Source organism: Haemophilus sp. SZY H56 (genome assembly GCF_054332415.1).
The window spans coordinates 113,489-128,169 of record NZ_JBTGNX010000001.1 but is presented as its reverse complement, the minus strand read 5'-3'; the positions used below and the strand labels follow the sequence as shown (position 1 = coordinate 128,169).

The following is a 14,681-nucleotide window of genomic DNA, read 5'->3' as shown; positions in this document are numbered from 1 at the left end:
GTTAAATTGACCAATTAAATAATTCCATCACACGCTTCCATTGTTCATCTATACCAGCCTTAATTTCTATTTTGGTAAAATGAATAGGATGCTCAAAAATAAGTGTATCTGCGTGTAAAAATAAACGCTGACAGCCAGAATATTCTGTTAAAGCACGATTTTGATGTAAATCACCATATTGTGTATCACCTAAAATAGGGTGAAAGATATGCTTCATGTGACGTCGTAACTGGTGTTTTCTGCCCGTTTGAGGAACTAACCTCACCAATGAATATCTCGCGGTTTGATAACGCCCTACCGCATAAGACATTTCCACAATTTTTAAGCCTTCATAATCCGTCACCGCCTCTTGAGGCGCTTTATCTTCTTGCGCAAATTTATCCGCAATCTTATCTAATTGGATTTTAAGGGGATAATCAATCCGTCCTTCCCCTTGCAAATACCCTCGCACAATCGCTAAATAAGATTTTTGCACCGTTTTCTGTTCAAATTGCTGACACATTAAATTTGCTATTTCACTATTTAAGGCAAATAGCAATACACCTGATGTAGGGCGATCTAATCGATGAATAGGAAAAACATGCTGCCCGATTTGATCGCGCAAGGTTTGCATCACAAATTGCGTTTCATGCGTATCAAGCCAACTACGATGCACCAACATGCCTGCTGGTTTATTGACGGCGACAATATATTCATCTTGGTATAAAATTTCTAACATTTATTGATTTTGTAATAAGTCTTCTAATTCACGTAACGGTGTTAATAATTCCACTAAAAAATCTTCTTCTGCTTCTTTAAATGCTTCCTCTAAATAAGGGGATACCGCAATTTGTGAAGGTAAATCTGCCCCGCTTTCAAGTAAGGCGAACATTCTTGGGATGAAAATCCATTGCAACCACTCTTCTGGCGACATGGTATCAATCGCAAAAGGCTCCTGGCTTAAAAAAGCGTCTTGTGCAGGAGGCGTGACTTGCCATAAATCAAGCTTTTGCATAGCAAACTGTAATTGTTGAAGGTGAAGTTTTGTTTGATTACGCATAATTTTTCCTATTTATAAATAAGCGGCGTATTCTACGAGCATCAAGTAACGCTGTAAAGTGCGGTCAGTTTTAACGGTGAATAATAGAAAAGTCAGGATAGTGTTTATTTTCAATATTATCCTCTAAAACTCGTTCAACATTTGCAGTTCTTGGGCCGACTTTTAACCAATTATAAAAATCCTGTAGTTGATCGTTATTGCCTTCGGCAACAATTTCCACGCTTCCATCAACACAATTTCTTACGGTGCCTTTAATACCAATTCTCTCGGCTTCTTTCCAAGTAAAATAGCGAAATCCTACCCCTTGAACTCGCCCATATACAACAAATCGTTTTGCCATGATTTGCTCCTTTATTACAAAAACTTTTTAAAAATTAACCGCACTTTCCTATTCCCATTTTTTTAAATTTAGCATAGCATTACAACCATCTAATTTCATTCAAAAATAAAAGGAGTAATTATGAAATTATGTAAGTTTGCTTTAGGTGTTGTCGCGCTTGCTATCAGTACGAGTAGCTTAGCCGGCATGGTAAGCACTTCATCAAACCTTGAGTTTCTTGCTATCAACGGCCAAAAAGCTAGCAAATCCATTCTAAAAGAAAAAAAATCATTCAACGCTGAAGCAAACCAAACACAACAAGTTGTTGTTCGTTTAGGCGAAATCGTAGGCTCAGGCTCTAGCCAAGCGCTTTTTGAATCTAACCCAATTATTGTGACTTTCCAAAGTCCTGCTAATGATGTTGTGGTATCTGCAGAAAAAATTCGCTCCAAAGAAGAGGGTGAAAAATTCAATGCCCAACCACAAATTACTGTTAAAACGAAATCAGGTAATGTGATTGATGCTAAAATCGATACTTTAAAACAAGAAGGTTTATTCCCAGCGGCTAATATTGTTAACGATTTAGCTGAATATAATGCTTCAAATGCGCCAGCGGCGGTTTCAGCTTTAGCTGCACCTGCAGTTGGAATGATGCCTGCAGCGTCAGGAAAAGCTGCGAAAGGCAAAGTTGTTGTACAAGGTGAAAATGTTGCTGAACAACAGTTACAATACTGGTTCCAACAAGCCGATAAAGAAACCCAAACTCGTTTCTTAAACTGGGCGAAAAAACAAAAATAAGTGTTTTTAACCATACGTTAGAAAAAAGAAGTGAGCCTTCCTTTCACTTCTTTTCTATTTAATATTTAACGACGAAATATTCTAGAATATCAATATGAATCAATGGCTTAATGCAAAAGTAATCGCTTCAATACCTATTTTTATTGCAGTGAATATAGCCGCATTTAGTGTTTGGTTATTTGATATTTCTACGCAATCCATGCCCTTAATTTTAGGCATTATTGCCGGTGGTTTAGTGGATTTAGATAATCGCCTCACTGGACGATTAAAAAATATCTTTTACACATTAATTGCCTTTGCCATTTCAACCTTTATCGTTCAGCTTAATATTGGTCAACCCATCCAATATGTATTGTTGATGACCATCATCACCTTTTTATTTACGATGGTTGGCGCCGTAGGTGAACGTTATCGCACCATTGCATTCGGTACGCTGGTGGTAGCCATTTATACCACCCTCACTTATACACCAGATAATTCTGCAAGTTGGTTTATTAATCCTGTAATGATTTTATTAGGCACTTTGCTCTACAGTATTGTGACCATCATCGTCTATCTCTTTTTCCCAAACCGTCCTGTCCAAGAAAGTGTCGCGAAAGCTTTTTGTGCATTAGGTAATTATTTAGATGCCAAATCAGAATTTTTTGCTCCTGATGAAATTGATGAAATCGAGAAAAAACACCTCAATTTCGCGATGAAAAATACCAATGTGGTGGATGCCTTTAACCAAGCTAGAACAGCACTTTTCTATCGTATTCGTGGACAACATCGACATGCTCGCACACAACGTATGATTCGCTATTATTTTGCAGCGCAAGACATTCATGAGCGTGCAAATTCCACACATTTTGATTATCAACAAATTGCTGAACAACTCAAAAATACAGATTTAATTTTTCGCATTCAGCGCTTGCTCGAACTGCAAGCACAAGCCTGTCATGATATTACGGCTTGTCTCCGTCAAAATACGCCTTATCACTATAATATTCGCGTAGAAAAAGCCTTGGTGGGCACTATTCAATCTCTTGAGCTTTATAGCAAAGAACATACCAATCAAAACAATGTTTTACTTGCCCTTCAAACACTTATCGATAACCTACAAAGCATTAACTGGCAGTTACGTCAGCTTGAGCAAGAAACCACTGAAAATGAGCAAACTGCACAAATCCATACCGAACAAATTACGGGATTAAAAAATATTCTTTCAGTTATCAGAAGTAATTTTACCTTTGAGTCACCACTTTTCCGTCATGCCGTGCGTTTGTCTATCGTGGTGTTTTTGTGTTGTGCTATTGTTGAATTCTTCCAATTTAATTTGGGTTACTGGATTTTGCTTACAGCGGTCTTTGTTTGTCAACCAAACTATTCCGCAACCAAAGTGCGGTTACGTCAGCGTATTATTGGGACGATTTTAGGGGTAATTATTGGCTCCTTATTGCCCTATCTCAACCCCACATTAGAGATGAAACTGGGTTTAATGGTGGTCACCAGTACGCTGTTTTTCTTCTTCCGCAGTAATAATTACAGTTTCTCAACGTTCTTTATTACCTTACAGGTATTGATCAGTTTCGATGTGATGGGATTTGACACACAATCGGCGCTCTTCCCTCGCCTCATTGATACAGTCTTAGGTTCAGCCATTGCATGGTTTGCGGTTTCTTATTTATGGCCGGATTGGAAATATCTGCAACTCGATAAAGTGAGTCGCCGAGCGATGCAAAGTGATGCGCAGTATTTCTTACACATTATTAGCCAACTGCAATTTGGTAAAAGCGATAATTTAAAATACCGTATTGCACGCCGTAACGCTCATCAATATGCGGCAGCATTAAGCACAACGCTTTCCAATATGAATAATGAGCCGAAGAAATATCAGGCCTATTTGCAGGAAGGTTTTGACTTGTTAAAAATGAATTATTCCCTATTAAGCTATATTTCTGCTTTAGGGGCATATCGCAATAAAATGGCGCAATTACAACAAACTACCGAGTTTTTGTCAGACTTTTATCCTATTGCGAAAAAGGTTTTATATACACTGGAAAATATCGAAAAACTTCGTCCTGAAATTTTTGAAAAGCTCCAAAATAGTATTGAACAAAGCCTTAAAAAAATTCAGTGGGATGAAACCCAAGCCAAAAACAATGCGGTCTTTGCTTTGCCATACCAGCAACTTAATTTGATTTCTCAATTGCTACCTCAGCTATATCGCTATTTCCAACATAGCCAGGTAGAACCAATGAACAAATAAAAAACAAAGGAAAAACTGACCGCACTACCCCGAATTTTTTATTGTTCTCAAGGCGATAAACAGGGATAATACCTCACTTATATAAAATAAATTTAGACGCAATGACACATTATATTCTACTCGTTATCAGTACTGCATTAATCAATAACTTCGTTTTGGTCAAATTCTTAGGACTTTGTCCATTTATGGGCGTATCCAAAAAGATTGAAACGGCGATTGGTATGGGGCTTGCTACGACATTCGTATTAACTGTAGCATCACTGTGTTCTTATTTAGTCGATAATTATATTTTAATGCCGCTAAACGCCACATTTTTGCGCACGTTAGTCTTCATTTTAGTGATTGCCGTTGTGGTTCAATTTACTGAAATGGTGATCAATAAAACGAGTCCATCACTTTATCGCTTATTAGGGATTTTCTTGCCACTGATTACCACAAACTGTGCAGTTCTCGGTGTGGCATTATTAAATGTCAATTTGGCACACAATTTAACCGAGTCTGTCATTTATGGTTTTGGCGCCTCTTTAGGTTTTGCGCTGGTTTTAGTTTTATTTGCAGCATTGCGTGAACGCCTTGTTGCTGCAGATGTACCTATTACGTTTCGTGGCTCGTCTATCGCATTAATTACGGCCGGTTTGATGTCTCTCGCCTTTATGGGCTTCGCCGGATTAGTAAAATGATTTATCTCTTGATGTTTATTACTGTAACAGTGATTTTTCTCGGCTTATTTTGGAATAACACTAAAAAATAATGTTTATCTTAATTTCAGTAACCGTTCTCGCTTTAATTTTTGGTGCGATTTTAGGCGTTGCTTCGATTAAATTAAAAGTCGAAGCTGATCCTATCGTTGAAAAAATTGATGCCATCTTACCGCAAAGCCAATGTGGGCAATGCGGCTATCCTGGTTGCAAGCCTTATGCCGAAGCGATTGCCAATGGTGACGTTATCACAAAATGTGTGCCGGGTGGTCGACCAACGGTAGTAAAAATAGCCGAAATCATGGGCGTTGATGTACCCGCAATGGATGATGTGGCAGAACCAGAAGAAATGGTTGCCTTTATTGATGAAAATATGTGTATTGGCTGTACCAAATGTATTCAAGCCTGCCCTGTTGATGCGATTATCGGCACAAACAAAGCCATGCATACTATTATTCCTGATCTCTGTACTGGCTGTGAACTTTGTGTTGCACCTTGCCCAACAGATTGCATCTCCATGATTAAAGTGAAAAAAGATATTGATAATTGGAACTGGAAGTTTGATCCTAAATTAGTCATTCCAGTCGTAAATACCACAGAAATCGAGAAAAAATTAGTGGTTGGGGAGTAGGAATCACATGGCTGATGTATTAACAAGATTTAACTCCGGCAAAATTTGGGATTTTAAAGGCGGAATTCATCCTCCGGAAATGAAATCTCAATCAAACCAATCCCCTATTCAGCAATCAAAACTTGCTCATGATTTTTATGTGCCGATTAAACAACATGCTGGCACTGCAGGAAATATATTAGTTAAAGAAGGCGATTATGTCCTTAAAGGCCAGCCTTTAACACAAGGCGATGGCTTAAGAACCTTGCCTGTTCATGCGCCAACTTCTGGTACTGTAAAATTTATCGGAAAACATGTTGCGCCTCATCCTTCTGGTTTAACCGAAGACATGATTCATATTCAAGCGGATGGTTTGGATAAATGGCGTGAGCAATTTCCACTTGAAGAATTTTTTACACAACCGGTAGAGCAACTTATTGATCGTATTTACCAAGCTGGCATTGCCGGCTTAGGTGGTGCGGTATTCCCGACTGCAGCCAAAATCCAATCGGCTGAAAAGAAAGTTAAACTCTTAATTATTAACGGTGCAGAATGTGAACCCTATATTACCTGTGATGACCGCTTAATGCGTGATTACACCGATGAAATGATCGAAGGGATTCGCATCTTACGTTATATCTTACGCCCTGAAAAAGTGGTGATTGCGGTTGAAGACAATAAACCTGAAGCGATTCAGGCTATTCAACAATCACTACAGGGTGCAAATGACATTGAATTGCGCGTTATTCCGACTAAATATCCATCAGGTGCAGCCAAACAACTGATTTATTTACTTACCGGTATAGAAGTGCCAAGCGGTGGACGCTCTTACGATATTGGCGTATTAATGCATAATGTCGGCACGGCTTTTGCGATAAAAAGAGCGGTCATTAATGACGAACCGTTAATTGAGCGTGTCGTCACGCTGACTGGTGATAAAATTTCCGAGAAAGGCAACTACTGGGTTCGCTTAGGTACACCAGTTGACCACTTATTGGCACAAGTTGGCTATCAATATGACGAACGCTTCCCTGTTTTTGCAGGTGGGCCAATGATGGGCTTGCAACTTTCAGATCTCAATGCCCCCGTCACCAAATTAAGTAACTGTCTATTGGCACCTGATCATTTTGAATATGGTGAACCCGAACCGGAACAATCTTGTATCCGCTGCTCTGCTTGTTCTGATGCTTGCCCAGTCAATTTAATGCCACAGCAACTTTATTGGTATGCTCGCAGTGAAGATCATCAAAAATCTGAAGAATACAGCTTAAAAGATTGTATTGAATGTGGTGTGTGTGCTTATGTTTGTCCAAGCCATATTCCACTTATCCAATATTTCCGTCAGGAAAAAGCCAAAATTTGGGAAATTAAAGAAAAAGCAAAAAAAGCTGAAGAGGCTAAAATCCGTTTTGAAGCCAAACAAGCTCGTATGGAGCGTGAAGAACAAGAGCGTAAAGCACGTTCACAACGTGCGGCAGAAGCTCGCCGTGAAGAGCTTGCAAAACAAAAAGGTGAAGACCCGGTTAAAGCGGCGTTAGAACGCTTGAAAGCAAAACAAGCGGGTTCAGCAGCAAATAAAGAAACAAAAACTATTGTATCTGAGAAAGGTGAAATCTTACCGGATAACCATGAGCTCATGGAGCAACGTAAAGCCCGTCGCCTAGCTAAACAACAAGCACAAGCAGATACAGGCACTGTGACAGAAGCAACAACGTCACAAACTGACGAAAAAGAGGCGAAGAAAGCAGCTGTTGCTGCAGCTCTAGCAAGAGCAAAAGCAAAAAAAGCAGCTGCTCAAGGTGAAACTGCTACAACAAATGCAACTGAAAGCGCAGTCGAAAAAACAGATGAAAATCCAACCGCACTTGATACGAAAAAAGCTGCAGTAGCTGCGGCCATTGCGAGAGCCAAAGCGAAGAAAGCTGCCGCTCAAAATGAAGCAGTTACAACAAATGAAATTGAAAGTGCGGTCAAAAAAACAGATGAAAATCCAACCATATTTGATCCGAAAAAAGCGGCTGTAGCTGCAGCCATTGCAAGAGCCAAAGCGAAGAAAGCTGCTGCTCAAAGTGAAGCAGTTACAACAAATGAAACAGAAAGTGCGGTCGAAAAAACGGATGAAAACCCAACCGCACTTAATCCGAAAAAAGCGGCAGTAGCTGCGGCCATTGCGAGAGCTAAGGCTAAGAAAGTTGCCGCTCAAAGTGAAGCAGTTACAATAAATGAAACTGAAATTGCGGTCGAAAAAACAGATGAAAACTCAACCGCGCTTGATCCGAAAAAAGCCGCGGTAGCTGCAGCCATTGCGAGAGCTAAAGCTAAGAAAGTTGCCGCTCAAAGTGAAGCAGTTACAATAAATGAAACTGAAAGTGCGGTCGAAAAAACAGATGAAAACTCAACCGCGCTTGATCCGAAAAAAGCCGCTATCGCAACAGCCATAGCAAGAGCTAAAGCAAAAAAAGCGGCGGCTGAAGCTGCCAAAGAAATAGAATAACGCAGGAAAAGATTATGTTTAAGAAAATGGTGAGTTCGCCTCATACCCATTCAGGCAAATTAACCGCCCGTATTATGTTATGGGTGATTGCAGCCATGTTGCCTGCTCTGCTCACACAAATTTATTATTTTGGAATGGGTGTTTTGGTGCAATCCGCTTTGGCTATTTCTTTCGCATTATTGCTTGAGTTTATTGTGACCAAATTGCGCAATAAGCCAAATCTTGTCTATATTTCAGATTTTAGTGTGGTGCTTACTGCCTTAATTTTAGCGATGGCGATTCCGCCTTATGCACCTTATTGGGTAATTTTAATTGGTACGCTTTCTGCTGTTATTCTAGGTAAACATGTTTATGGTGGTTTAGGACAAAACCCATTTAATCCGGCTATGGTGGGGTATGTGGTGCTATTGATTTCTTTCCCACTACCAATGACTAGTTGGATGCCACCGATTTCATTATTAAATGAACCCCCAACATTTGCAGATTCGCTTTCTTTAATTTTCACAGGCTTAACTACTGATGGTTTTAGCTTAAGCCAACTCGTCCATTCCATTGATGGAATTACACAAGCGACACCATTAGACAGCGCAAAAATCTTCTATAACTTACATCAAGGCGATGAAAGCGTATTCCATGATTTTGTAAAATTACCGATTTTATTACAAAACGGGACTGACTTCGCTGAAGGTTGGTGGCAGGTTAATCTGGCATTCATGCTTGGTGGGATTGTATTAATCTTAAAGAAAAAAATTCACTGGCAAATTCCCGTTTCAATGCTCGTGACCTTTGTAACCTTAGCAACAATCACTGCGATGTCAGGTCATCATCATTTAAGTATGATTAGCCAACTCTTTAGCGGTGCCATGATGTTCGGCGCATTCTTTATTGCGACTGACCCTGTCACCGCTTCTATTACACCTCGTGGTAAGCTTGTATTTGGTGCATTAGTTGGACTATTGGTTTACCTCATTCGTTACTTTGGAAACTACCCTGACGGCGTGGCATTTGCGATTTTATTAAGTAATATTTGTGTGCCACTTATCGACTACTACACCCGTCCTCGCGTAGCTGGGCACTTTACAAAAGGGAGAAAATAATGGGTATTTTAAAAGTCACCTCCCGTTTTGGTCTTTTATTAGGTTTCATCGCATTGCTTTGTACAGCAGTTTCTGCGGGCATTTATATGCTAACAAAAGATAAAATTGATGAAGCCATGGCTGAACAACAAAAAGCGTTATTGCTTCAAGTCATCCCTCAAGCGTATTTCAATAATAACTTGCTTGAAAGCGTTGAAATACCTGAGCAAGATAAACTCAAAGGTATTCAAAAAGTCTATTTTGCGATCAAAGATCATGTGCTAACAGCCTATGCTTATGAAACGACAGCGCCAGATGGCTATTCGGGAAATATCCGTTTATTAGTAGGGATTACACCAAAAGGTGAAGTTTTAGGTGTGCGTGTGATTGAACACCATGAAACCCCAGGATTAGGCGATAAAATCGAACTTCGCATTTCTGACTGGATTTTAAGTTTTACAAACCAAGTTATCGTACCAGAAAGCCTAAAAGATTGGGCGGTCAAAAAAGATGGTGGTAAATTTGATCAATTTTCTGGCGCAACTATTACGCCGCGCGCGATTGTGAATCAAGTAAAACGCTCTGCTCTCGTGATGCTTGAAAATGAAGCATTACTCAACGAGATGGCAAAAAAATACGCGCAATAGGATATTTATTATGACTGATTTAACCGAAAAAACGACCGCACTTGATAAGCAAAGTGCGCTTGAAAATTCAGAAGAAATAACGCAAACGCCTTCTGTTTGGAAAGAAATCTTTATTCAGGGTGTGTGGAAAAACAACTCAACTCTCGTGCAATTATTAGGACTCTGTCCGCTCTTAGCTGTTTCGAGTACGGCAACAAATGCCTTAGGTTTAGGGCTTGCAACTATGTTGGTTTTAACTTGCACCAATACAATTGTTTCACTCTTTCGTAAGCAAATACCTCATGAAATCCGTATTCCGATTTATGTGATGATTATTGCGACTACCGTAACGGTGGTGCAATTATTAATGAATGCTTATACCTATACACTCTATCAAGCTCTCGGGATTTTTATTCCTTTAATCGTCACCAATTGTATTGTGATTGGCCGTGCAGAAGCCTTTGCCTCTAAAAATAGCGTAGCACATGCTGCCTGGGATGGTTTTTCAATGGGGTTAGGCATGGCATTAAGTATCACCGTATTAGGTGCATTACGTGAAATCTTAGGTCAAGGTACCCTTTTCGAAGGGATTGAAAACTTATTTGGTCAAGGTGCGAAATTCCTTACATTACATATTTATCACGCTGACAGTAGCTTTTTACTCTTTATTCTTCCGCCAGGTGCCTTTATTGGATTAGGCATCCTATTGGCGATTAAAAACCGAATTGATATGAAAAAATGAACCAAGCTAAACGAATTGAAATTCTCACTCGACTTAGGGAGCAAAACCCGCGTCCCACCACGGAATTAGAGTATAATTCGCCTTTCGAATTACTCATCGCCGTGATCTTATCGGCCCAAGCCACCGATAAAGGTGTCAATAAAGCGACGGCAAAATTATTCCCTGTAGCAAATACTCCACAAGCCATTTTAGATCTTGGCTTAGAGGGGTTAAAAGAATACATTAAAACCATCGGGCTTTATAACAGCAAAGCAGAAAATATTATTAAAACCTGCCGTGATTTAGTTGAGAAACACAACGGCGAAGTACCTGAAAGCCGTGAAGCCTTAGAAGCCCTTGCGGGTGTCGGTAGAAAAACAGCAAATGTGGTATTAAATACCGCTTTCGGCCACCCGACTATTGCAGTGGATACCCATATTTTTCGCGTATGCAACCGCACGAATTTTGCCCCTGGTAAAGATGTGGTAAAAGTAGAAGAAAAACTGCTCAAAGTTGTGCCTAAAGAATTTAAAGTAGATGTACACCACTGGCTTATTTTACACGGGCGCTATACTTGTACCGCACGAAAACCTCGCTGCGGTGCTTGCATTATTGAAGATCTCTGCGAATACAAAGAAAAAACAGAATATTAAACGAATAAAATCAAACGGAATATATTATGACAACAAACAATCAATCTCGCCAAACGTGGTCTAGTCGACTAACTTATGTGCTTACCGTAGCGGGTGCGACAGTTGGCTTTGGGGCAACATGGCGCTTTCCTTATTTAGTGGGTGAAAATGGCGGTGGTGCCTATGTACTCCTCTTTTGTATTGCGATGATTGTGATTGGTATCCCGATGATTTTAGTGGAAAACGTTATCGGACGCCGTTTGCGTGTGAATTCCATTGATGCTTTTGGCGATAAAATCCAAGATAAAGGTAAAAACATCTCCAAATATTGGAAGATTCTCGGCTACATGGGGCTTCTCGGCGCATTTGGTATCATGGCCTATTATATGGTGCTTGGTGGTTGGGTGATGTCTTATATCATCAGCCTAATTAATAACACCCTTGATATTTCTGCACCAATAACAAAAGAAGTAGCCAAAGATTTCTACGATTTACATATCAGCAACAGTCCATGGGAAATCATGCTTTATACCTTCCTGTTTGTGGCGGTGAATTACATCATTTTAGCGAAAGGTATCATTGGTGGGATTGAACGTTCCGTGAAATACTTAATGCCATTGCTCTTTATCTTCCTAATTGGCATGGTAATTCGTAACCTCACCTTACCTGGCGCAATGGAAGGTGTGACTTTCTACTTAAAGCCTGATTTCAGCAAAATCACACCTAAATTATTCATCTTCGTATTAGGGCAAGTATTCTTCGCTTTAAGCCTTGGTTTCGGTGTATTGATTACCCTCTCCAGCTATTTGAACAAGGAAGAAAACCTTATTCAAACAGCCGTTATTACGGGTTTTACTAACACCATTATCGCCGTGTTATGTGGTTTTATGATCTTCCCATCATTATTCACATTCGGCATTGAACCTAACGCAGGGCCAACCTTGGTTTTCCAAAGTTTACCAATTGTATTCTCACATTTATGGGCGGGTAAATTCTTTGCTATCGTGTTCTTCGGTTTATTGCTTATTGCAGCATTAACCACGTCAATTACGATTTACGAAGTCATCATCACCGCGTTACAAGAAAAACTCAGAATGCGCCGAGGCAAAGCAATTTTTGTTACCTTAATGGGGATTTTCTTATTAGGTAACGTGCCATCTATTCTAGGTGATAACCTTTGGAAAGATTTCACCATATTCGGTAAAAGCATTTTCGATGCCTTCGATTTTGTTAGCGGAAATATTCTCTTTATGCTGACCGCACTTGGCTGTGCCATTTTCGTTGGTTTCGTGTTAAAAGACGATGCAAAAAAAGAGCTCTCTCCAACACCAAATTCACGCTTCACCACAATTTGGTTTAACTATGTTAAATTTGTGGTTCCAGTGATTATTTTGGTGATTTTTATCAGTAATATTTAATAAAAAAACCGAGCTATTTAGCTCGGTTTCTTTTTATCTATCCTCTATTTTGCTTCAGCTTGAGTTTTTTTCTCTTCAAGTTCTTCCCAACGAAGAAAAGCCGTTTCAAGCTCCGCTTCAGTGTCCGATAATTCCTTAAGCTTAGCATCTGTTACATCATGGGCTTGTTGGAAAAAGTGAGGATCACCAATTTCAGCTTGAAGTGCAGTAATTTTCTCTTCCAATTCTTCCAACAATTGCGGTAGCTGTTCTAACTCACGTTGTTCTTTGTAAGAAAGTTTAACGGATTTTGGCTTTTGAGAAACAGCGTCATTTTTAACCGCACTTTCCTGTGCTTTTGGTGCTTCTTTTTTGGATTTTTGGGTCTCTTGCTCTGCTTTCATAGCAAAGTAATTAGCTTGTTGTCCTTTTGCATCAAAGAAACCGCCTACGTATTTATTCAATACGCCGTCACCTTCAAAGAAATAACACTCCGTTGCGACGTTATCAATAAACTGACGATCATGGCTGACAATCAATAAGGTGCCTTGATAATCCGTGAGAATTTCCTCTAATAATTCTAAGGTTTCTACATCCAAGTCATTGGTTGGTTCATCGAGAATCAATAGATTATTAGGTTTCAGTAATAATTTAGCCAATAACAAACGGTTACGTTCACCACCTGAAAGCGCTTTTACGGGTGTCATAGCTCGTTTGGGGGGAAATAAGAAATCCTGCAAATAGCCCAAGACATGACGTTTTATGCCATTGACTTCAATATCCTGCTTGCCATCGGCAACGTTATCCATCACCGTTTTTTCTGGATCGAGATCGGCACGATATTGGTCAAAATAAGCAATGTCTAATTTTGTACCACAATGAATGCTGCCACTCGTTGGCTTGATTTCACCTAATAAAAGTTTAATAAAGGTGGTTTTTCCGCAGCCATTTGGACCAACCAATGCAATTTTATCGCCACGTAAAATGGTCGTGCTGAAATCTTTGAGCAGCTGTTTGCCTTCAATCTCATAGCTCACATTTTCCATTTCAAATACGATTTTGCCAGAACGACTTGAGTTATCTAATTGTAACTTGGCGGCGCCCATCACTTCACGACGTTGGCGACGTTCTTCACGCATAGCTTTTAAAGCTCGCACACGGCCTTCATTACGCGTACGGCGCGCTTTAATCCCTTGACGAATCCAAACTTCTTCTTGCGCTAAACGCTTATCAAAAAGGTCATTTTGCAATGCTTCGACACGTAAGCTTTCCTCTTTAGCGGTGAGGTATAAATCATAGTTACCTGGATAAGACACTAATTTCCCGCGATCTAAATCCACAATACGGGTCGCCATTTTGCGGATAAAAGAACGATCGTGGGAAATAAATACAATACTTCCGGTAAATTCTAATAAGAAGTTTTCTAACCATTCGATTGCATCCACATCCAAGTGGTTGGTTGGTTCATCTAATAACAAGACATCGGGGTTACACACCAATGCACGAGCAAGAGCGGCTTTACGCAACCAACCACCCGATAAATCGGCTAATTTAGTATCAGGATTTAACTCGAGTTTTTGCAATACTTCATTGATTTTATTTTCAAACTGCCAGCCGTTGGCATGCTCTAATTTTGCTTGCACTTGTGCCAGTTGGTTAAGAGTTTGTTCACTATAATTTTGTGTCAACTCTTGCGAAATATGATGGTATTCCTTTAACAAGTCCGCTAAATGCTCAATGCCTTCTGCCACATAATCAAATACATTTCCTTCAGCATGGCGAGGCGGGTCTTGTTCTAAACGTGAAACCACTAAATCTTTTTCATACTGCACTTTGCCGTCATCCATGGTGACTTGCTGTGCAATAATTTTTAATAAAGTCGATTTACCTGCACCGTTGCGCCCCACTAAACACACGCGCTCATTGGGTTCAATATGAAGTTCAGCATGATCAAGTAAAGGATGATCACTAAAAGAAAGATAAGCGTTAGTTAAACTAATTAATGCCACAAAATTGTCCTATA

At 39.8% G+C, this 14,681-nt stretch carries 14 protein-coding genes; 10 read left to right on the top strand and 4 right to left on the bottom strand.

The genetic code is table 11. The features are described 5' to 3' along the window. Window position 1: 1 nt before the first annotated feature. The 3 genes from truC to ACXVWP_RS00670 all read right to left on the bottom strand — a co-directional run bounded on the left by truC (window position 2) and on the right by ACXVWP_RS00670 (window position 1,379). The gene (gene truC, locus ACXVWP_RS00680) at window positions 2-718 is read right to left on the bottom strand and encodes a tRNA pseudouridine(65) synthase TruC (RefSeq protein WP_289901751.1); all 717 of its coding nucleotides are present in this window, start codon (window positions 716-718) and stop codon (window positions 2-4) included. Further along, complete coding sequence (locus tag ACXVWP_RS00675; protein ID WP_289901750.1) at window positions 719-1,039, bottom strand: YqcC family protein; 321 nt, start codon at window positions 1,037-1,039, stop codon at window positions 719-721. A 70-nt stretch (window positions 1,040-1,109) separates the two neighbouring features. After that, the gene (locus ACXVWP_RS00670; RefSeq protein ID WP_289901749.1) at window positions 1,110-1,379 is read right to left on the bottom strand and encodes an acylphosphatase; all 270 of its coding nucleotides are present in this window, start codon (window positions 1,377-1,379) and stop codon (window positions 1,110-1,112) included. 120 nt (window positions 1,380-1,499) lie between these two features. On the opposite strand from ACXVWP_RS00670, the gene ACXVWP_RS00665 reads away from it, so the two are divergent. The 10 genes from ACXVWP_RS00665 (at window position 1,500) to ACXVWP_RS00620 (ending at window position 12,679) form a co-directional block, all read left to right on the top strand. Continuing rightward, entirely contained in the window at window positions 1,500-2,156 is a 657-nt protein-coding gene (locus ACXVWP_RS00665; RefSeq protein WP_369866524.1) for a curli polymerization inhibitor CsgI-related protein, read from the top strand. A 94-nt stretch (window positions 2,157-2,250) separates the two neighbouring features. Continuing rightward, the gene (gene yccS, locus ACXVWP_RS00660; RefSeq protein ID WP_369866523.1) at window positions 2,251-4,404 is read left to right on the top strand and encodes a YccS family putative transporter; all 2,154 of its coding nucleotides are present in this window, start codon (window positions 2,251-2,253) and stop codon (window positions 4,402-4,404) included. A 101-nt stretch (window positions 4,405-4,505) separates the two neighbouring features. Further along, the gene (gene rsxA, locus ACXVWP_RS00655; protein WP_049363585.1) at window positions 4,506-5,084 is read left to right on the top strand and encodes an electron transport complex subunit RsxA; all 579 of its coding nucleotides are present in this window, start codon (window positions 4,506-4,508) and stop codon (window positions 5,082-5,084) included. A gap of 70 nt (window positions 5,085-5,154) precedes the next feature. Further along, window positions 5,155-5,733, top strand: a complete 579-nt coding sequence (rsxB, locus tag ACXVWP_RS00650) for an electron transport complex subunit RsxB (protein WP_369866522.1) — start codon at window positions 5,155-5,157, stop codon at window positions 5,731-5,733. Between the two features lie 7 nt (window positions 5,734-5,740). Beyond that, window positions 5,741-8,206: an electron transport complex subunit RsxC gene (gene rsxC, locus ACXVWP_RS00645; protein WP_369866521.1), complete on the top strand. Its 2,466-nt coding sequence runs from the start codon at window positions 5,741-5,743 to the stop codon at window positions 8,204-8,206. A gap of 14 nt (window positions 8,207-8,220) precedes the next feature. Further along, window positions 8,221-9,303, top strand: a complete 1,083-nt coding sequence (gene rsxD / locus ACXVWP_RS00640) for an electron transport complex subunit RsxD (RefSeq protein ID WP_289901746.1) — start codon at window positions 8,221-8,223, stop codon at window positions 9,301-9,303. Next, window positions 9,303-9,929 carry an electron transport complex subunit RsxG gene (rsxG, locus tag ACXVWP_RS00635; protein WP_289901745.1) on the top strand — a complete coding sequence of 209 codons (627 nt, stop codon included), beginning with the start codon at window positions 9,303-9,305 and terminating at the stop codon, window positions 9,927-9,929. The genes rsxD and rsxG overlap by 1 nt, the downstream gene beginning before the upstream one ends. A 10-nt stretch (window positions 9,930-9,939) precedes the next feature. Further along, a complete protein-coding gene (locus ACXVWP_RS00630) occupies window positions 9,940-10,650 on the top strand; it encodes an electron transport complex subunit E (protein ID WP_289901744.1) in 711 nt (236 codons plus the stop codon). Beyond that, window positions 10,647-11,282 carry an endonuclease III gene (nth, locus tag ACXVWP_RS00625; RefSeq protein WP_289901743.1) on the top strand — a complete coding sequence of 212 codons (636 nt, stop codon included), beginning with the start codon at window positions 10,647-10,649 and terminating at the stop codon, window positions 11,280-11,282. Before ACXVWP_RS00630 ends, nth begins: the two co-directional genes overlap by 4 nt. A gap of 26 nt (window positions 11,283-11,308) precedes the next feature. Further along, complete coding sequence (locus ACXVWP_RS00620; protein ID WP_049374534.1) at window positions 11,309-12,679, top strand: sodium-dependent transporter; 1,371 nt, start codon at window positions 11,309-11,311, stop codon at window positions 12,677-12,679. Window positions 12,680-12,723: 44 nt separating this feature from the next. On the opposite strand, the gene ACXVWP_RS00615 is transcribed toward ACXVWP_RS00620, so the two are convergent. Further along, a complete protein-coding gene (locus tag ACXVWP_RS00615) occupies window positions 12,724-14,667 on the bottom strand; it encodes an ABC transporter ATP-binding protein (protein ID WP_289901742.1) in 1,944 nt (647 codons plus the stop codon). Window positions 14,668-14,681 lie beyond the last annotated feature (14 nt).